The organism is Wolbachia endosymbiont (group B) of Hofmannophila pseudospretella (assembly GCF_964028515.1).
In the GTDB taxonomy this organism is placed as follows: domain Bacteria; phylum Pseudomonadota; class Alphaproteobacteria; order Rickettsiales; family Anaplasmataceae; genus Wolbachia.
Genome location: NZ_OZ034788.1, coordinates 1,077,713 through 1,097,424, shown reverse-complemented (window position 1 = coordinate 1,097,424; position 19,712 = coordinate 1,077,713). Strand labels below are relative to the sequence as shown.

The window sequence follows — 19,712 nt, the reverse complement described above, 5'->3', positions numbered from 1 at the left end:
ATTCTACTTCGCTCTATATAATTCACAGCATTTTTTTGTTAACTCTCTCACTCTACCAATATAGGCTGTACGTTCATTCACACCAAGCACACCTCTTGCATCAAGTAGATTAAGTAGATGGCTAGTTTTAATACATTGGTCATAAGCTGCTACTGGCAATTCTTTTTCGATAAGGAATTTACACAGTTTTTCTGTGTCCTCAAACTGCCGTTGTACTACTTTAGTATCATAATAATCAAGTGCCAGGTAAGAAAACTCATACTCTCTTTGTTTGAAAATATCTCCGTAAGTTACACCACTATCATTCCACATTATGTCGTAAACATTATCTACACCCTGTATGCACATTGCTAAACGCTCTAACCCATATGCTACTTCACCAGGAATTATTCTGCAGTCAATACTTCCCACTTGCTGTATATAAGTAAGTTGTGTTACTTCCATTCCGTTGCATGTAACCTCCCAGCCAAGACCGGATGCACCAACACTTGGGTTTTCCCAATCATCTTCAATAAACTTAATATCATATTCTTTTGTCGATACACCAAGAGCTTTTAAGCTATTTAAGTAAACATCTTGCAAATTGCTGCCAGATGGTTTTATTATAACTTGGTATTGATGATGCTGATATAAGCGATTAGGGTTGTCGCCATAGCGTCCGTCTGCAGGTCTTATTACTGGTTGCAGATATGCAATTTTTGTTGATTTTTCGTCAATCGCTGACATGATTGTTGCAGGATGTAGTGTTCCAGCTCCAACTTCAGACGTATATGGGTGAAGTATAACACATCCTTCATCAGCCCAAAAATCTTGTAGCCCCTTTATTATATCCTGTAGATTCACGCAAACTGTATATCTTTTAAACTAAATATATAAGCAAATAAGTACTATTCTATACTTATTTTTTTAATAGTGTTTTAATAGTGCCATGGAAATAGTCACTTAAGGCTATTGAACTTTCTTTTACATACTCAAATATGCTTTTATTCAAGACAATCGCATCATGCATAGTCAGATCGCAGAATATAAATGCAGTCAAGTACAATAAAATCACTGCATAAAACACATGAAAAATCCCTTCAAATGTGATTGATATTGTATTGTTATAACTAAGCTGTATCGTACTTATCGGCCATGGTTTTATTACTTCTACAATATTAAAAAATAAATAAGGTATTATAAAGAAAAAGAACAAATGCATAAGATCATTAAACCAAAATGGACATTGAAGTATTGCCTTGCATATACCTAAATAGAATTTACTTACAATATAATAAATTGACATTATTGCCGGCATCGAAAGCGCAACAGTCATCACCTGTCCTGATGCTATTTGTATTACTATATTCTCATCACTGCTGGCTGAAGGATCTTGAGTATGAAAAATAGATATGCCAACTAATTGCAGCACTAACATAACTATTGCTAGCTTGGTAAAAATAGCAGCTACAACTATGCCTGAATTCGGCATTTTATATAGTATAAAATCACCTCCGTATGTAAGCATTAATATAATGTCGGTAATAAATAATATTAGAAAAGAAGACCAATAATGCTGCCAACCCGGTAAATATCCTACTCCTAAAAAAGAGCTTACTATTTTGGCAGGAAAAACCTTGCCTAGCACCTTACCCAAAAATTGAAAAAAAATCCCCATGTCCTAACTAACACTTGACTTATATTTTTCACAATACTGAATTGTAATGGACTTATCAATACACTTCTTGCATAGAAAAAAGGCAAATAATTAAAAACGATCTAAGTTTAGCAATAACCGTTGCCCCTTCTATCGTCATCCCAGTGCCCAGGGATTGGCTCTTTTTTTCTAGATTCCAGTACTGGAATGACATCTTCAATATTCTTACATCTGATCTCAAACTATGGAATAACACCGTTATACGTACTGAAATATGGGCATCATTCAAGTGGCTGATCTCTATGATGGCATCATCCCAGTACTGGGACCCAGAACAGGTAATAAGAACTGGTCACGCGCTGGCCTGAAGCTTTAACTATAAATATTAAAAAATTTACCAGACGAAAAAAAGGCAAAAGAATCCCCCAGTAGTGAGTTTTGACCCTATAATAATGTAAATTGGCATTGTAATAATGTGCTAACGCTTAAAATAAGCGTGTTTTGGCTAAATGTAGAAAAAATAAAAAAGACATGCAGCCGCTATAATTTTATGTAATCTGCCAATATATACCTGAGTTTTTTACTGAATTTTTGTTATTAAATCTGCAGAGATTAAAAACAAGGATAAATACTCTTATTGATATGATAAGGAAAGTGGGAAGATTTGTCAAGTCACTTCGGCCAGCTACCTACTTAGATGTTCCACACTGCTAAGTAGATACCAAATTTTTTGCAACATCAAGTGCAGCATAGGTAAATATTGCACTTGCACCTGCACGTTTAAAACCAATTAAGGACTCATAAATCACTCTGTTATAATCCAGCCAGCCATTATTTGCTGCAGCTTTTATCATTGCGTATTCACCGCTTACTTGGTAAGCAAAAATCGGAAAATTAAACTTTTCACTTGCTGTTTTTATTACATCTAAGTATGGCATACCCGGCTTTATCATAATAAAATCTGCACCTTCATCTATATCCATTTCGATTTCGCAGATTGCTTCACGTGCATTTCTATAATCCATTTGATAACCACTTTTGTCGATGAAATTTGATGATGCGCACGAACCGACAACTTGCCTGAACGGCGCATAGAAGCTAGAACAGTACTTTACTGCATAGGACAATATTGAGACATTCTGAAAGTTATTATCATCCAATGTTTTTCTTATTTTTCCTATCCTGCCATCCATCATATCAGAAGGAGCAACTATATCGCATCCTGCTTTTGCTAAAACAAGTGCTTGCTTACATAATGCTGACACAGTCTCGTCATTTTCTACATCTATCCTACTGCTTTTTAAAATGCCATCATGACCGTGAGTAGTGTATGGGTCTAGTGCAATGTCTGCAATAATGCCAATATCCGGTACATTTGATTTTACAGCACAAATTGCTTTACAGATTAAATTGTCACGATTATACGCTTCCTCGGCGTTTTCAGATTTTAGTTTACCATCAACTACAGGAAAAATTGCAACAGCATTAATCCCCGAGTCCTTAGCTTTCTGAACTATAGAAATTAATCCATCTATTGAATAACACTTTACCCCTGGTAAGCCAGAAATTGGCTCAATTGTTTCTTTTCTATCATGAACAAATAGAGGAAAAATCAAATCATTTACCGATAAAGTGTTTTCACTCGTTAAATCGCGAACCCACTGACTTGAGCGCCTACGCCTTAACCTTGTATTTGGGAAATTAAACATTGGATCCAGGCAAATTCCCAGTAAAAAGCAACACCCCTGAAATGAGTATCACCCAAAGCACCGATATTGGCAAAAATACTTTCCAACCAAGACGCATTAATTGATCATAACGATAGCGAGGTATTGTAGCTCTAATCCAAATAAATATGAACAATAATAAAATTATTTTCAAGACGAACCAAATCAAACCTGAAATTTTATACAGTAAACTAAGCTCTAATGGGGGATACCATCCTCCTAGAAAGAATATTGTCATCATAGCACTTGCTAAAATCATGTTTGCGTATTCTCCCAAGAAAAAGAGAGCAAAAGGCATTGATGAATACTCGACATTATACCCAGAGACAAGCTCTGCTTCAGCTTCTGGTAAGTCAAATGGGTGACGATTAGTTTCGGCAAGCAAAGAAATAAAAAATATTATTCCTATAGGCATCATCAGCAAATCAATCCAAAATGGCATATTATGTTTCGCTACCACCATCTCTGCGAGATTCAACGTACCAGTTGTAATAACAACTGTAGCAACTATTAGACCTATTGAAACTTCATATGAAATCATTTGAGCAGTTGACCTTATAGCGCCAAGGAATGCATAATTGGAATTACTCGACCAGCCCGCAATGATAATGCCATATATTCCCAAAGAGGATACAGCTAGCACATAAAGCACTCCAACATTAATATTTGCTATTACCTTAGGGATTACTATCTGTTGTCCGTTTTCTGTAATTATTTCAGCTCCAAACGGTATAACTGCCCAGGCAATTAATGCTAAAATAAAGGTGAGCATTGGAGCCATAATAAACAGTATGGTGTTTGCTCTAAATGGTATTATCGGCTCTTTAATTATCAATTTGATAGCATCTGCAAACGGCTGCAATAAACCAAATGGCCCTACTACACTTGGACCATGTCTCAGTTGAATTGCACCAATAACTTTGCGCTCAAAGTACACCAAATATGCAACTGAAAGCAGTAACGGTACCAAAATAAATAAGATATTAATCAGCGTGTCCATGGAAAGCCTTAGTACAATCTGCCATTATTTTTGAAGCACGACTTATTGAGTCTGTCATATAAAAATCATACTTTTTTAAAGTGAAAGGGATATTACTTAATTTGATCTCATTACAGGCAATTGATACCCATTTATTTTTTACTACTTGATCAGCATCTCTAAACTGTGGACCAATAGTGTCTAATTTTTTCCTAACATCAAATAAACTATCATATAGCAAGGAAAGACCCAAATATTGGGATAAATTTTTTATAATCAACCAATCTTCCTTTGCTTCACCAGGAGGAAAAACAGCTAAATTTGTTCTCTGTACTCGCCCTTCAGTATTTACATAAGTTGCATATTTTTCTGTGTATGCAGCTCCAGGTAGAATGACATCTGCTATATGCGCTCCCCTATCACCATGATGTCCTTGATAAATTACAAATGTATTTTCTAATTTTGATGTATCAATTTCATCTGCGCCAAGAAGATAAACAACTTCCACCTCACCACTTTCTGCCTGCTTTAGTATCTGATTAATGTCTTTTCCACCTTTGCTAGGAACAAATCCAATATCGAGTCCACCAACCCTTGCTGCAGCCTTATGTAGTACGTTAAAGCCATTCCAGTCATCTCTGGTCATGTTAAATTTTTCTGCAATTTTGCCAGCTAGAGCTAAAACTGATTCAGAATCATCTCTTATTAATGCATCTTGACCGATAATTATCATAGGGTTCTGAGCCGCACTCAGTAACTCGCAGAATTTATGATTTCCCTCTTCTATTTCTTTTAGAACGTTTGGACCATCACCTAATCTTTCAACATTATATAGATATTCAACATTAGGACCAATATTTGCAATAGTGAAATTACCTTGTAAATACCTCTTTCTTATACGTGCATTAATAATTGGTGCTTCTACTTTGGGATTTGTATTTATAAGCAGACACAAATCTGCATTCTCTATACCCTCGATAGTGGTATTGAACACATAAGATCCACGATTACTTGGTATAAGTTTTGCTCCATCCTGTCTGCAGTCTAGATTTACTGAACCAAGCTTATGCATCACTTCCTTCAGCAGAAGCATAGACTCACAATCTGCTAAATCACCTGCAATTGCAGCTATTTTGTTTGGCTTCGTGCCCTTTAGTTTTTTTGCAGCAAAAGTCAATGCCTCACTCCAATCAGCTAGCACTAATTTGCCCTCTTTTTTTATATAAGGTCGATCGAGGCGTTGTACTTTGAGTCCATCGTAAGCAAAGCGAGTTTTGTCTGATATCCATTCTTCGTTCACTTCTTCATTAAGCCTTGGCAATATTCTCATCACTTCAGGACCGCGATAATCAACTCTAATACTGCTTCCTACAGCATCCAGCACATCTATAGTTTCGCAATGTGATAGCTCCCATGGACGCGCTGTAAAAGAATAGGGCTTTGAAGTTAAAGCTCCCACCGGGCAGAGATCTATAATATTCCCAGATAATTCAGAGCTAATATGCCTTTTTATGTAAGTACTAATCTCTATATTTTCTCCCCTGCCAATTCCTCCAAGTTCATTTGTACCTGCAACATCGGACAAAAATCTAACACATCGAGTACAATGAATGCATCTATTCATTGCAGTTTCAATCAGCGGACCAAAATGTTTTTTTGGCACAGCTCTTTTATTCTCATCAAGTCTGCTTATTCCTTTCCCATAAGCCATTGTTATATCTTGCAAATCGCACTCACCACCTTGATCACAAATTGGACAATCAAGTGGATGATTAATTAGTAAAAACTCGAGCACTCCTTCGCGCGCCTTTTTTACCTTGGGAGTATCGGTATGAATAACCATACCCTCTGCAACTGACATTGCACAAGAAGCTACTGGTTTTGGAGGGCCACCCTCAACTTCAACTAAACACATTCTGCAGTTACCAGCAATTGCTAAACGCTCATGATAACAAAACCGCGGAACTTCAACGCCCACAACTTCACAAGCTTGAATTATAGTGAGCCCATGCTCTACTTCACATTCCTTAGAATTAATAGTAATTTTAACCACAATTACTATACAGCTTCCCACTTTATAGGATTGCCACTTACCTCATCTCCAACCAAATTGCCGTTATCGTATTGAGCTGACATATAGTTCATGCGTGAATCACGATCTATATACCTAACTGGTTTTACTGGCTTATCCTTATACATTTTTTGTTCAGCTTTCTTACGTTGAGTAGGGTTATTTTTACTAGCTGTTTTCGCTTTCCCGCCTGCTGCCATATAAACTCCTAAAAACTTCTTACTTTATTTTAACACTTAAGTACACACCGTCAATGCTAAATAGCTTTAAAGTTTTAATAGTACATAATTACAACCACCATTTGAACAAAATACTTTCTCTTGATGATGCTCAAGTACGTAACTTTAGAATTCCCAAAAAAGAAAATGTAAGTTACTTTGATGATATCATTTTCTACGTCTTATAAATAGACATTCATGTAGCCGTAAATTAAGCTATAAACTCAATACAAAGATCCTTAATTATTAATCTCATAGTATTTCTCAACCAACTTATTTAGCAACCTTACACCGAAACCTACTGCCCCTCTTGGAGAAATATCAGTGCCTTTTTCGTGCCAAGCAGTGCCTGCAATGTCTAAATGTGCCCAACAAGTGTCGTTTACAAAACGCTGTAGAAACTGTGCAGCCATTATACTATCTCCACCAGAACCTGCAGGAGCTATATTTTGCACATCAGCAATCGGCGAATCAATAATTTTGTTATAAGTTTCATTCATAGGAAAGCGCCATAATTTTTCATTTACTTCATTTCCTGAATCAATCAGATGATTTGCTAATTCATCGTTATTTGAAAAAAGACCAGCATATTCATTATTTCCCAGTGCAACCACTATAGCACCAGTTAAAGTTGCAAGATCAATCATAAACTTAGGTGAGAATCTATCCTGCGTATACCACAAAGCATCTGCAAGTATGAGCCTTCCTTCTGCATCGGTGTTTAATACTTCTATTGTTTGCCCAGACATTGAAGTTACTACATCACTTGGTCTTTGAGCATTACCGTCCACTGCATTTTCTGCAAGTGCAACTACGCCAATTGCATTTACTTTTGCTTTTCGTCCAGCTAAAGTACGCATCACTCCAACTACAGTGGCAGAGCCTGCCATGTCATACTTCATTGACTCCATACCACGTGAGGGTTTTAGTGACACTCCACCAGTATCAAACGTTATACCTTTACCCACAAAAGCTACAGGCTTTTGTTCCTTGGAAGCTCCATTCCATTTGATCACTACTAATTTTGGCTCTTTACTACTTCCTTGTGCTACCCCAAGCAATGCTCCCATTTTTTTCTCTTCCATCTGCTTCTTACCAAGCACTTCGATTTCAAGGCCAAGCTTGGTAAGCTCGGTTTTTATTTGATCAGCATAGGATTCTGGATATAAAACATTAGGTGGTTCAGTGGTAAGAGCACGTGCAAGAAATATGCCTTCACCTTCTTGTCTTAAACGCTCAAATGATTTTTCAGCACTACTTAATTGCTCATCTTTTGCTAGCACTGTAATCTCCTCTACTTCTGTAATTTTCTCGTCCTTTTTGGTTTTATACTTATCAAACTTAAAACTACGCAAAAATGCACCGTATGCAACATTTGCTGCATTGCCTTCGATTGAAATTGCCGCTTGCTTGATCTTTAATCTGCTTAGTTCGTAATATATTTTTCCGCCAATATTTAATTCTTTGTTTTCATCCCATTCATCTCTCTTGCCAAGCCCGGCAACTATAACATTCTTTCCCTCTGATGAAGTAATGGAGAAAAATTCACCAAAACCTCCATTGAAATCACTAAATCTTTTGATGCTCTCTATAATTTGCTTATCTTGTAAAACCTTAACGTTACTTATAAATTCATCATTTTCAAATAAACCCACTACTAGCGTTTCAAAATCAGGTAAAGCTTTAGAAATTGTTATCTTCATCGTTGACATCTCCGTTGCAAATAATTGTAAGCTGCACATAAAACATAGTAAAAACATTAGTAAGATGTTTTTCATATACATTTTAAGTACAACAGCGCTTAAGACTAATATGAACTCCCCTGATATGCAAGGGTTTTATCTTTTATCAGAAAATTTGTTATACCCACCCAAGGTGATATTAAACGTGTAGGTCTTAATGGCACGATCATTATAAGTAAATGGTGCTATCAGAAGGCTTGCAAGTCCACTCTCAATAAGATTACCAAGAAGAAGATCATCACAGTTATCGCAATTATGATCAGCAAAAAACATTTGTGTTGTGAATTCTGGAAAATCTGGATGTTGGACCAAAAAGTTGATGTGTGGAGCCCTATCACCAATTTTACCTGGTACTATTGTAATAAAATTATAATAGCCAAGGTTATTTACTACAAATCTTCCTGATTCAGCAAAATTTGGATCAAGCTCCACATTTTCATCATAATAGCTCATGCCAAGTGAGTCTGCGTGCCATATAGAAACCACAGCATTTTGTATCGATAAGCAATTTACATCAGTAACTCTACCCACTACATTTATTAATTCTCCTGCTGCATTATTTGGAGAGCCAGGTTTTCTTCTTAAATTATTTGAAGAGTTAAAGCTTTTTGGCCTTGTTTCAAGATCATAAATCCCTGGAGTTTCAATACAATTAAGCAAAATAGGATCAGCCGCAAATAATGATAAATCGAATATAAATTGTACTAAAAACGCTAATAAGATATTTTTTACATTCATTTTGTTTATAGTGCTTTTATCAAAATTATAGCAACCTTTTTCTTTTATTAAAGACAAGACTTTCTTTGAAGACTCCTTAGAATCATAACTATCCTTTCAGTATATGAGTTTTAGGTTTTAGTACTGCATACACAACTGCACGGACTTCCAATTTAGAAATTGCAAATCAATCCAAACACGCAAGTGTAATGTTACCGCCACATGCTGTAGTGTTGACACTTACAACCTTTTCTATAGAAAAACGTTGCAGATAATTAGGACCACCAGCTTTTGGTCCGGTACCTGACAGTCCTCTACCACCAAATGGTTGTATTCCAACTGCTGCACCTATTTGATTGCGATTGATGTATACATTTCCAACTGATATTTTCTTGCTTATTAAATCGATCTGACTTTGTACACGGCTTTGCAAAGAAAACGTAAGTCCATATCCTGTATTATTTATATCACTTATAACTTCATTTAACTGCGACTTATTAAAACGTATGATATGTAAAATAGGCCCAAACACTTCTTGCTTTAATTGCGAAATTTTTTGTATCTCATAAATGTACGGAGGAAAGAAATAACCATTATAAGAATTTGTATCCATGGGTACCTTGGACAAAAGGTTTGAATCTTCATCCCTTGATATTTTTTCCGTATGTTTAGTGAGCATATCAATAGATGCTTTGTCAATTATTGGACCAATATCTGTGCTCAGTTGTATTGGGTCACCTATCTTTAGTTCTTGAGCTGCATTGCATATCATTTTTATCTGTTTTTCTGCTATATCTTCTTGAATAAATAGCACTCTGAGAGCAGAACAACGTTGACCGCCACTGCGAAATGCAGAAATTAAAACATCCTTAGTTACCTGCTCTAAAAGAGCAGAACTATCAACAATCATAGCATTTAATCCACCAGTCTCAGCGATAAGTGGCACAATAGGACCATCTCTGCTAGCAAGCATTCGATTAATTGTTTGAGCAGTTTGTGTTGAACCAGTAAAAGCTACACCGGAAATTCTATTATCTGGTACTAACGTTTTACCTAAATACCAACCATCCCCTGGAACAAGGTGTAGCACATTTTTTGGTATTCCAGCTTCGTGTAGTATCTTAACGGCTTCATAAGCAATAATCGGCGTTTGCTCTGCCGGTTTTGCCAGCACTGCATTACCTGCTGCAAGTGCAGCTGAAACCTGTCCAATGAAGATAGCGAGTGGAAAATTCCACGGTGATATGCATAAGAAAACTCCTCTGCCTTCAAAAAAGATGAAGTTATCTTCACCTGTTGGACCTGGCAATTTTTTCCAGTCATTCAGTTCATTTTTTGCTATCATTGCATAATAGCGCAAAAAGTCGATTGCCTCTCTTACTTCTGCTATTGCATCGGATAAAATTTTTCCTGCTTCTACAATCAGAATATAAATTAACTCTTTCATCCTTTCCTCAAGCAAATCTGCAGCTTTTTCAAGGCATTTAGCGCGCTCTCCTGCTGAAACATTCTGCCACTTAGTAAAAGCACTATGTGCTATTTCAAGAGCATTTAAAGCCTGAGCACTTGTTGCACTTGACACTTCTCCAATTACATTTTCCAAATGTGCAGGATTCACTACTTCGGTAAATTCCGCACTGTCAAGAAATGACTCTCCATCAATTATTGGGCCAACTTGCCATTTCTTTTCACTAAATTCCCTTACATCATTTGCAAATTGTGAAACTACAATTGAATCGCTAATATCCATTCCCAAGGAGTTTTTTCTTTCCTCTCCAAAAATATCTCGTGGCAACGGAATGCTTGGATGAGGCTCATATTCTAAGCTTTTTACTTTTTCTAACGGATCTGAGACTAATTCTTCAATTTTAACGTCAGAATCATTTACTTGATTGACAAACGAACTATTAGCTCCATTTTCAAGAAGGCGCCTAATAAGGTATGGCAATAAATCACTATGTTTACCAACTGGTGCATATATACGACAATTGATGCTTGTTGCAAGTTCTGAAATTGCATAATCATACAAACTTTTACCCATTCCATGTAAGCACTGAAACTCAAATCCAGGATGATTTTTATCGGCAAGCTCTATTATAGTAGCAAAAGTATAAGCATTATGAGTTCCAAAACATGGATAAAAGTGATTCTCTTTGCTTAAAAGTTTCTGTGCACAGGCAAGGTAGCATACATCTGTGTGGCTTTTTCTAGTAAACACCGGATAACCAATTAACCCTAATTCTTGTGTGCGCTTGATTTCTGAGTCCCAATATGCTCCTTTCACAAGTCTCACCATAACCTTATGCTTTGATCGAATGGCAACATCTTCAACAAAATCAAGAACAGACAAAGCACGTTTTTGATACGCTTGCACAGCTAGACCAAGCCCTTCCCACTCAGAAAGTGACTCATCAAGACGCAACTGTTCAAATAACACGAGCGACATCTCAAGCCTTTCTGATTCTTCTGCATCTATACACAATGAAATATTATACTTTTTTGCTTCATGACAAAGTTCCAGTACTTTAGTTCTCAGTTCTTCAGCCATATTATCAAATTGGCTAAATTCATAACGTGAGTGCAGCGAAGACAATTTGATTGAAACCCCCTGAGATTTAAAGCAATCATTTATGTCAGCAGATTCACCTATGGCTTTTATTGCATGCATGTATAAATTAAAATACTCTTCCGCATCCTCAACTGTGCAAGCAGATTCACCAAGCATATCAAAAGAGCATAAATACTTACTGTAGTCATCTGATTTCACACTTTCCAATGCTTTTTCTATAGTTCCTCCAACAATAAAATGCTTGCCAAGAATGGATATTGCTTGTTTCACCGCTTTGCGAATTATTGGCTCTCCTAAATTTTTCAATAACCTGGAAATTATGTGATAGAATTTTGAATCCTCTTCATTGTTTCTTAATATACTGCTTCCTATAATTAAACTCCATGTAGAAGCATTAACAAACAATGAAAAGGAACGCCCCAAGTGTTTATTCCATTCTTGGTTGGCAATTTTATCTTTGATCAATTCATCTATTGTGTAATCATCTGGTATTCTAAGTAATGATTCAGCAAGACACATTAGCGCTACTCCTTCATCATTAGAAAGTGAGTACTGTTGTATAAAAGAATCTATAATGCCTAATTTACTACCTCTAATCTTTTCGACAATTTGTTTTGCAATATTGTAAACTATGTTTTTTGAATCAGCCGAAAGTTCTGATTTTTCTACAAGATAACGTACGTGACTTTTTTCATCAGCACGATAAAATGCCTGCAATCGTTTTCGTAATGCGTTAGGTTCTTGTATAGAACTGATCATAATTATCTACAAAACACCCTTTACCATATGTAAGGTAAGATTATATCATAACTTTGCATCGAATAAATTATTATTTAAATAAAGAGCCAAAATCGATTCAAAAACCTAGTTAATGACTGTGATAGCTCAAAAGGACTGCGCAAGTATATAGCTCAACACTCCACCACTCATCAAGTACTTAACCTCAGTTGCAGTTTGTACACAGCACTTGAGTTGAATGGATTGCTCTGAATCATCCTTTCTTTTAATGATACATTCTAGATTTCCATTTGGTACTACTTCACCTTTTATGCTCACTATCTCACTACTATCAAATATCTTTCTCGTTACTCCATCCTGAAATGCAAGTGGAAGAACACCCATACCGACCAAATTGGACCTATGTATGCGTTCAAAACTTTCTGCAATCACAGCTTTAATTCCCAGTAATGCAGTACCCTTTGCTGCCCAATCCCTACTTGAACCTGTACCATATTCTTTTCCTGCAATGACAACTAATGGGACAGCTTCTCTTTTATATTGCATTGCTGCATCAAAAATTGACATAGTTTCTTGAGAAGGAATATGTTTTGTATAGCCACCCTCAGCGCTCACCATTTTATTTCTTATTCTGATATTAGCAAAGGTTCCACGCATCATTACGTTGTGGTTACCGCGGCGAGATCCATATGAATTGAAATCTTGCGGTTCAACTCCAAGACCTTTTAAATATATGCCTGCAGGACTATTTAAGGCAATATTTCCAGCAGGGGAAATGTGGTCGGTAGTAACGCTATCGCCAAACATCGCTAGTATTTGCGCATTCTTTATATCAACTATGTTGCTTTTATTGTTCTTAGTCGATAAATTATCAAAATAGGGAGGGTTTTGTATATAAGTGCTTTTCGCGTCCCAATCATAGATTTCACTTTTCTCACACTTTATCTTTTGCCAATGCTCATCACCAAAAAAAACATCCTTATACTTTTGTATGAACATTTCACGCGTCACAACACTTTTAACACAGCTCTCAACTTCATTATTTGTTGGCCATATATCTTTGAGATAAACATCACTTCCATTCTTATCTTTGCATATAGGATCTTTTGTCAGGTCAATTTGTACAGTACCTGCAAGTACATACACAACAACAAGTGGCGGAGATGCCAAGTAATTAGCTTTGACTAAAGGATGGATTCTTCCTTCAAAGTTACGATTACCGGATAAAACTGCTGCAACAGTCAAGTTTTTATCCTTAATATCACTTTCTATATCTTCATTAAGCGGACCGGAGTTTCCAATACAAGTTGTACAGCCATACCCAACCAAATTAAAACCCAAAGCATTTAGATCTTCCTGTAACCCTGATTTTTCTAAATATTCTGTTACAACTTGTGACCCTGGAGCAAGAGAAGTTTTAACCCAAGGCTTTGATTTTAATCCAAGGTTGACTGCATTACGCGCTACAAGTCCAGCAGCAATCATTACGCTTGGGTTTGAAGTATTAGTGCAGCTTGTTATTGCTGCAATAACTACACTTCCATCTTGGAGTTTATCGCCTTCCTCTGACTCATTAACTGAAAATGATTTAGAAAAAGATTCTGCCACTTGCGAAAGAAAAACCTTATCTTGCGGTCTTTTTGGACCGGCCATTACTGGCTCTACGCTCGATAAATCAAGCTTCAGTGTGTCAAAGAACGCCAATTCTTCATTACTACGCCACAGCCCTTGTTCTTTTGCATAGACTTCAACTAATTTAATCAACTCTTTTGGCCTTCCGGTTAAGTTTAAATAATCTAGTGTCTTCTGATCAATTGGAAAGAATCCACAAGTTGCACCATACTCTGGAGCCATATTAGCTATGGTTGCTCTATCTGCCAAAGATAAACAATCTAAGCCATCACCATAAAATTCCACAAATCTGCCAACAACGCCTTTTGTTCTCAGGATATTAGTAATCGTTAGCACTAGATCAGTTGCTGTTACTCCCTCTGAAAGTCTTCCTATTAATTTAAATCCTACTACTTCTGGAATTACCATACTAATTGGTTGACCAAGCATCACAGACTCAGCTTCTATTCCACCAACACCCCAACCAAGAACCGATAAACCATTTACCATAGTAGTGTGACTATCTGTACCGACTAAGGTATCTGGATATAGAACTCCGCTATCGTTACATACAACTTGCGCTAAATATTCAAGATTCACTTGGTGGCAAATTCCAGTACCTGGTGGCACTACTCTAAAATTTGTGAAGGATGACTCTCCCCATTTTAAGAATTGATACCTCTCCAAATTTCTTTTTACTTCCAGTGCAACGTTTTTACCAAATGCAGAAGTGCTTCCGTAACTATCTACTTGAACAGAGTGATCGATCACAAGATCAACAGGTACAGATGGATTTATTTTGCTGGGGTTACCTCCGTTTTTCTTCACATAATTACGCATTGAAGCTAAGTCAACGACAGCAGGAACTCCTGTGAAATCCTGCATCAAAACCCTTGCTGGCTTGTAGCTAATTTCGTGATTAATGTGTTTCTTGACGCAATTTGCTAATATCTTTATGTCATCTAATTTAACGCTTACTCCATCTTCGTTGCGCAATAAATTTTCAAGCAATACCTTGAGTGAACAAGGCAATTTGGTTAAATTTACTCCTAAGAATTTACCAGCGTTACTTAGATTAAAGTAGTTATATAACCTTCCATCAATATTTAAAGTCGTCTTTGCATTTAAAGAATTGTTCATCCTGTATTAGTTAAAATTGGAATTACTAGCGCTACTTTTTTGTTGTTGACTTTGCTGCTGATACATAGTTTCAAAATCTATAGGATCTAGCATAAGTGGAGGAAACCCACCACTACTTGTAGTTCTTGCAATTATTTCTCTTGCAAAAGGGAAAAGAAAAGTAGGTCCACCAATAAATAAAGCTTGTCTCACCTCTTCTTCACTTAGCTCTGTAAAGTTTTCTATTGAAAAAATACCGCAATACTTTACCTCGCAAATGAAAGCTATATCATCTTTTACATCTTCATCTTTTACCGTTGCTTTGGCTTCTATATGCAAAGTAATTTCATGAAAAGGCTTTTCTTCACTTATTCCTTTTTTATTTTCTGTTCCTTCTAATTTTGCTGAATTAATATTAACCATTACATTAATATCAGGAGCTTTACTAGAAGGAAGGAATGGCGAATTTGGATTCTCAAACGAAAAATCTTTGACATACTGACCATGAATTTTCATTTTGTGTTGTGACATTTCTTACGTCTCCTTTAATTAAGTTGAGATTTTTAATACTTTCTTATATAATATATTCATTTACAAATGAATAGTAAACCTAACTATAGGTTAATATGAAAAACATATTTTTATCAATAATTAATAATATTTAGATACTTTATATATCAAGGAGTTAAGTTACCATGATAGAGCTTGTAATATATGCTTTACTAGCGGCGTTTATTTTTTCACGCTTATATAATTCTTTAGGAAGATCAGCCAGTCTCAACCTAAAAAAGCTAACAGGTGTATTGGATGTAAGTCAAAGTAAAGAAGATGTGGTAGAAAATATCGAAGATTATATTTATAGCAACGACAAAAGTTCAATAGAAGCTACTTATGAACAAATATTACAAAAAAACAAAGAGTTTTCTATTTCCAATTTTATAGAAGGTTCAAGCATAGCTTTTGAATTAATAATAAAATATTTTAACCAAGGAAATTTACCTCAATTAAAATCCCTTCTGGACAAAGACTTATATAACAGTTTTGTGGATAAGATTAAACATCGTAAAGAGACACATGAGTCCATAATTGTTTCTATCGTTTCACAAAAGATCTTAGAAATAAAGTTAGTAAAAAACGTAATATTTATTGCAGTATATTTCCTTTCAGAGCAAATTAACTTCGTTAAGAATAATGAAGGAAACATCACATCAGGTAGCATGTCTACTATTAACAAAGTTGAAGATGTATGGCAATTCAAAAAAAATATTAATTCATCAGATCTAACTTGGTTACTTGTTTCTATTAACTATAAGAAGGCAAGTACTGATAAAAATTTAACAACAAATGACAACTGATGGAAAGTAGACTACGAGAAATAGTACTTGATACTGAAACTACAGGTCTTGATACTAAATCTGGCCATCGAATTATTGAGATAGGATGTGTAGAACTAATTAATCGTATTCCAACAGGTAAAACATTTCATCGATATCTCAATCCAGAAAGAGATATACCTTACCACTCATTTAAGATTCATGGTATTAGTGAGGAATTTTTGGAAGATAAACCACTATTCTCAGATGTTGCACTTGAATTTCTTGACTTCATATCCAATGACATTTTGGTGATTCATAATGCTGAATTCGATGTTAAGTTCCTTAATATGGAGTTAGGCAAGTTAAATGCTGGGTTAATTTCCTCAGATAGAGTGCTAGATACATTACCACTTGCAAGAAAAAAGTTTGTAGGATCACCTGCTTCTTTAAATGCATTATGTAAACGTTTTGATATATCGTTGGAAGGTAGAGAATTGCATGGAGCATTAGTTGATGCTCAATTGCTTGCAAAGGTCTATGTTGAGCTTACAGGAGGATTGCAAACCTTTTTATTTAATAATGAATGTGCTCAGGACAATAACTCTACGTTTATTCAACATAAAGTGCGTAATTTAGCTCGCAGAGAACATTCACCAAGTAGTAAAGAAATTGATGAGCATAAGAAATTGTTAGATAAAATTAACAACCCACTTTGGAAGGAATATATTGAATCAATCAACTAATCAATATATGATTTAACTTTATTGGAAACGCTTTAATGATAAAGTTTATAAGGTTATTGTCTAGTTTGCTAATAACAGTAGCAGCTATCTTCTTAGGTTATTGTTATTTTACTAAGCAAGGTATATTTATTTCACAAAATACAGAAATTAAGGTAGGTGGAGATTTTTCTTTGATCAATCAAGACGGACAAATAGTACGCAGTAGTGATTTTAAAAATAAGTATATGATGATTTTTTTCGGATTTTCCTCATGCAAAAGAATTTGCCCTATGAATCTCGGAATAATTTCAGAAACACTTGCAAAGTTAGATAAGAAAACTGACAATAAGCTACAAACATTTTTTATCACAGTTGATCCTGAGCGCGATAACACAGAAAGGCTTAAAGAATTTCATCAGCAATTTGACCATAGAATACAAATGCTAACTGGTGAAAGACAAAAAATAGATGAAGTAGTTACAAAGTATAAAGTATATGCAAGTAAAGTAGATGGAGAAGAGGAAATTAACCATTCTTCAATGATATACCTTATTAGCCCTGAAGGAAAATATGTCACACACTTTGTAGCTGATTTAAATTCAGATGAAAGTCAATCTGATAAGATTCTGGCTGAGATAAAAAAATATGTAAGCTAAACTAAAGAGCTTAGCTTACTTTAAATTTATGCTAACGGCTATTTTGATTAAACTAAGTCGTTTTTTTAATTTTTTCTAGCATCAACTCAGCAGCTTTTTGTTCAGCAATTTTCTTACTAGGAGCGCATGCAGAAACTTTGTCATAACTCTCTATGCAAACTGATATAGTAAATTCAGGATTGTGTGCTGGTCCAGTTTGTTTTACAAGCTCATACTTTGGTAAAGGTAATTTATTTCTCTGAGTCCATTCTTGCAGTGAAGTTTTAGGATCTTGAGGAGGATCGAGGATGTCCTTAGCTAGCTTTTCCCAATGTCGGATAATAAATTTCTCAACACTCTCAAGTCCACCATCAATATAAATTGCACCTATTAGTGCTTCAAGCGAATTTTCTAAATTTTTTAAGTTACATTTTCCTCCGTTACAACGTTCACTATTATTCATGATAATAAAGTTACCTAACTCTATTTCTTTAGCAACATTAGCAATGGTACTGCCACAAACTAAATCCGTTTTTCTTTTTGCCAATGCTCCTTCTTTTTCTTCAGGAAACATTTTAAACAGCATAACAGATACAACCATATTCAAAACACTATCGCCCAAAAACTCTAGCCTTTCGTAGCTTACAACCTGGTCTTCGCTATTTCTCTTATTTACGCTTGGGTGGGTTAATGCCTCTTCTAATATTGCATAATCTGTAAATTTATAATTAATAACTTTAGATATTGTATCGCTCAAAATTCTCATACTAATCATTCAATAGAAAAACACTCTCTATCATACCTCTACACTAAAAAGTTAGCTCTATTTCACTAAGACAATATCCATAACTTCCAAAATGTACAGTCTAATGTATACAACCCACTGCTTCAGTAACATTACTAAATCCATCTCTTCTTACCAATTCCGCAAGTTCCAGGTTGATTTTGTTCACAACTTGATGCCCCTGGTATACAAGAGCAGTGTACAGTTGTACTAAAGAGGCTCCTGCCTTTATTTTTTCATATGCATCAACACCACTTGAAATTCCTCCGCATCCTATCAATAGAATTCTGCTTTTAGTAAGCTTATACATGTCACTCAATAACTCGGTTGAAAGTTGAAATAATGGCCTGCCGCTCAACCCACCACTCTCATTATAGTAAGAATCTCGACTTATCGTAGTGTTGCTCACTATTAAGCCGTCAATTTTATATTCTAGTACAAGCTCAGCGATATTTTCTTTTGTTTGCTGATCTATATCTGGAGAAATTTTTAATATTATCGGTATCGATTCAGAGCTATCAATTGATTTTTTGGTTAGAGTAATAGACTTCAACAACTTGGATAATTCTTGTTTGTTGTGTAAATCACGCAAGTTAGGTGTATTTGGGGATGAGATGTTCAGTACTATATAATTGCTCTTTCCATATACTATCTTTATTAAGTCAACATAATCGCTGATTTGGTCCTTTGATGTACTGTTTTTTCCTATATTGATGCCAAAAATGCAATTATCAAGCTTAGTTTCACTTATCTGCTTAAGAAAATAGTCCACCCCTTTATTATTGAATCCCAATCTATTAATTATTCCTTCATCTTTAATTAATCGAAAAATTCTCGGTTTTTTGTTTCCATATTGGGGATATTTAGTTACAGTACCAGCCTCAATAAATCCAAAACCAAATGAGAGCATGGGCTTTATAACTTCCGCATTTTTATCAAAACCTGCGGCAAGACCTACAGGACTCCTAATTTTATTACCAAAAAAGTTTGCATTTAAAGATTTCGGTAGTTCTATATGTTTCCTACAGGGCATCTTTTTTAACGCCGTTATTACCAAGTAGTGAGCAATTTCAGGCGGAAGTAAAAACAATAAATTACGTAATATCATTTGCAAAACACTTTGCTTAT

16 protein-coding genes are annotated in these 19,712 nt (G+C 35.4%); 3 read left to right on the top strand and 13 right to left on the bottom strand.

What is annotated here, in order from left to right:
- Nucleotides 1–3 precede the first annotated feature (3 nt).
- From ABWU24_RS05275 to secB, 11 genes are all read right to left on the bottom strand, one after another.
- On the bottom strand, nt 4–843 hold the full coding sequence (locus tag ABWU24_RS05275; RefSeq protein WP_015588214.1) for a glycine--tRNA ligase subunit alpha: 840 nt from the start codon (nt 841–843) through the stop codon (nt 4–6).
- Between the two features lie 55 nt (nt 844–898).
- Nucleotides 899–1,657, bottom strand: coding sequence for a phosphatidylglycerophosphatase (locus ABWU24_RS05270; protein ID WP_341815724.1), 759 nt, complete (start codon nt 1,655–1,657; stop codon nt 899–901).
- Between the two features lie 689 nt (nt 1,658–2,346).
- Nucleotides 2,347–3,345 carry a porphobilinogen synthase gene (gene hemB, locus ABWU24_RS05265; RefSeq protein ID WP_341815723.1) on the bottom strand — a complete coding sequence of 333 codons (999 nt, stop codon included), beginning with the start codon at nt 3,343–3,345 and terminating at the stop codon, nt 2,347–2,349.
- On the bottom strand, nt 3,338–4,363 hold the full coding sequence (gene nuoH, locus ABWU24_RS05260) for an NADH-quinone oxidoreductase subunit NuoH (RefSeq protein ID WP_015588211.1): 1,026 nt from the start codon (nt 4,361–4,363) through the stop codon (nt 3,338–3,340). Before nuoH ends, hemB begins: the two co-directional genes overlap by 8 nt.
- Complete coding sequence (gene nuoG, locus ABWU24_RS05255) at nt 4,347–6,416, bottom strand: NADH-quinone oxidoreductase subunit NuoG (RefSeq protein ID WP_353274560.1); 2,070 nt, start codon at nt 6,414–6,416, stop codon at nt 4,347–4,349. The genes nuoH and nuoG overlap by 17 nt, the downstream gene beginning before the upstream one ends.
- On the bottom strand, nt 6,401–6,613 hold the full coding sequence (locus tag ABWU24_RS05250) for a hypothetical protein (protein WP_015588209.1): 213 nt from the start codon (nt 6,611–6,613) through the stop codon (nt 6,401–6,403). The genes nuoG and ABWU24_RS05250 overlap by 16 nt, the downstream gene beginning before the upstream one ends.
- Nucleotides 6,614–6,870: 257 nt before the next feature.
- Nucleotides 6,871–8,373 (bottom strand): leucyl aminopeptidase, encoded by a 1,503-nt coding sequence (locus ABWU24_RS05245; RefSeq protein WP_341815721.1) that lies wholly within the window; start codon nt 8,371–8,373, stop codon nt 6,871–6,873.
- Nucleotides 8,374–8,469: 96 nt separating this feature from the next.
- Nucleotides 8,470–9,111: a protocatechuate 3,4-dioxygenase gene (locus ABWU24_RS05240; RefSeq protein WP_341815720.1), complete on the bottom strand. Its 642-nt coding sequence runs from the start codon at nt 9,109–9,111 to the stop codon at nt 8,470–8,472.
- Nucleotides 9,112–9,277: 166 nt separating this feature from the next.
- Nucleotides 9,278–12,418, bottom strand: a complete 3,141-nt coding sequence (gene putA / locus ABWU24_RS05235; RefSeq protein ID WP_341815719.1) for a bifunctional proline dehydrogenase/L-glutamate gamma-semialdehyde dehydrogenase PutA — start codon at nt 12,416–12,418, stop codon at nt 9,278–9,280.
- A 126-nt stretch (nt 12,419–12,544) separates the two neighbouring features.
- The gene (gene acnA, locus ABWU24_RS05230) at nt 12,545–15,148 is read right to left on the bottom strand and encodes an aconitate hydratase AcnA (protein WP_353274558.1); all 2,604 of its coding nucleotides are present in this window, start codon (nt 15,146–15,148) and stop codon (nt 12,545–12,547) included.
- A gap of 6 nt (nt 15,149–15,154) precedes the next feature.
- Nucleotides 15,155–15,658: a protein-export chaperone SecB gene (secB, locus tag ABWU24_RS05225; protein WP_007302467.1), complete on the bottom strand. Its 504-nt coding sequence runs from the start codon at nt 15,656–15,658 to the stop codon at nt 15,155–15,157.
- 164 nt (nt 15,659–15,822) lie between these two features.
- Here secB and ABWU24_RS05220 point away from each other — a divergent pair, with 164 nt between their 5' ends.
- From ABWU24_RS05220 to ABWU24_RS05210, 3 genes are read left to right on the top strand one after another with little or no spacing between them, the layout of a single operon-like run.
- The gene (locus ABWU24_RS05220; RefSeq protein WP_341815717.1) at nt 15,823–16,482 is read left to right on the top strand and encodes a Tim44/TimA family putative adaptor protein; all 660 of its coding nucleotides are present in this window, start codon (nt 15,823–15,825) and stop codon (nt 16,480–16,482) included.
- Nucleotides 16,482–17,186: a DNA polymerase III subunit epsilon gene (gene dnaQ / locus ABWU24_RS05215; protein WP_015588202.1), complete on the top strand. Its 705-nt coding sequence runs from the start codon at nt 16,482–16,484 to the stop codon at nt 17,184–17,186. The genes ABWU24_RS05220 and dnaQ overlap by 1 nt, the downstream gene beginning before the upstream one ends.
- Before the next feature lie 35 nt (nt 17,187–17,221).
- A complete protein-coding gene (locus ABWU24_RS05210; protein WP_015588201.1) occupies nt 17,222–17,821 on the top strand; it encodes an SCO family protein in 600 nt (199 codons plus the stop codon).
- Nucleotides 17,822–17,873: 52 nt separating this feature from the next.
- Here the strand turns inward: ABWU24_RS05210 and rnc are convergent, their stop codons facing one another.
- Entirely contained in the window at nt 17,874–18,566 is a 693-nt protein-coding gene (gene rnc, locus ABWU24_RS05205) for a ribonuclease III (RefSeq protein ID WP_041581511.1), read from the bottom strand.
- Nucleotides 18,567–18,666: 100 nt separating this feature from the next.
- A complete protein-coding gene (locus ABWU24_RS05200) occupies nt 18,667–19,692 on the bottom strand; it encodes a quinone-dependent dihydroorotate dehydrogenase (RefSeq protein WP_015588199.1) in 1,026 nt (341 codons plus the stop codon).
- Nucleotides 19,693–19,712 lie beyond the last annotated feature (20 nt).

What these genes read in the sequence shown, in the direction of transcription:
- ABWU24_RS05270 (WP_341815724.1), bottom strand. Translation starts at nt 1,657, where the DNA reads ATGGGGATTTTTTTTCAATTTTTGGGTAAGGTGCTAGGCAAGGTTTTT.
- hemB (WP_341815723.1), bottom strand. Translation starts at nt 3,345, where the DNA reads ATGTTTAATTTCCCAAATACAAGGTTAAGGCGTAGGCGCTCAAGTCAG.
- nuoH (WP_015588211.1), bottom strand. Translation starts at nt 4,363, where the DNA reads ATGGACACGCTGATTAATATCTTATTTATTTTGGTACCGTTACTGCTT.
- ABWU24_RS05250 (WP_015588209.1), bottom strand. Translation starts at nt 6,613, where the DNA reads ATGGCAGCAGGCGGGAAAGCGAAAACAGCTAGTAAAAATAACCCTACT.
- ABWU24_RS05245 (WP_341815721.1), bottom strand. Translation starts at nt 8,373, where the DNA reads ATGTGCAGCTTACAATTATTTGCAACGGAGATGTCAACGATGAAGATA.
- ABWU24_RS05240 (WP_341815720.1), bottom strand. Translation starts at nt 9,111, where the DNA reads ATGAATGTAAAAAATATCTTATTAGCGTTTTTAGTACAATTTATATTC.
- putA (WP_341815719.1), bottom strand. Translation starts at nt 12,418, where the DNA reads ATGATCAGTTCTATACAAGAACCTAACGCATTACGAAAACGATTGCAG.
- acnA (WP_353274558.1), bottom strand. Translation starts at nt 15,148, where the DNA reads ATGAACAATTCTTTAAATGCAAAGACGACTTTAAATATTGATGGAAGG.
- secB (WP_007302467.1), bottom strand. Translation starts at nt 15,658, where the DNA reads ATGTCACAACACAAAATGAAAATTCATGGTCAGTATGTCAAAGATTTT.
- ABWU24_RS05220 (WP_341815717.1), top strand. Translation starts at nt 15,823, where the DNA reads ATGATAGAGCTTGTAATATATGCTTTACTAGCGGCGTTTATTTTTTCA.
- dnaQ (WP_015588202.1), top strand. Translation starts at nt 16,482, where the DNA reads ATGGAAAGTAGACTACGAGAAATAGTACTTGATACTGAAACTACAGGT.
- ABWU24_RS05210 (WP_015588201.1), top strand. Translation starts at nt 17,222, where the DNA reads ATGATAAAGTTTATAAGGTTATTGTCTAGTTTGCTAATAACAGTAGCA.
- rnc (WP_041581511.1), bottom strand. Translation starts at nt 18,566, where the DNA reads ATGAGAATTTTGAGCGATACAATATCTAAAGTTATTAATTATAAATTT.
- ABWU24_RS05200 (WP_015588199.1), bottom strand. Translation starts at nt 19,692, where the DNA reads ATGATATTACGTAATTTATTGTTTTTACTTCCGCCTGAAATTGCTCAC.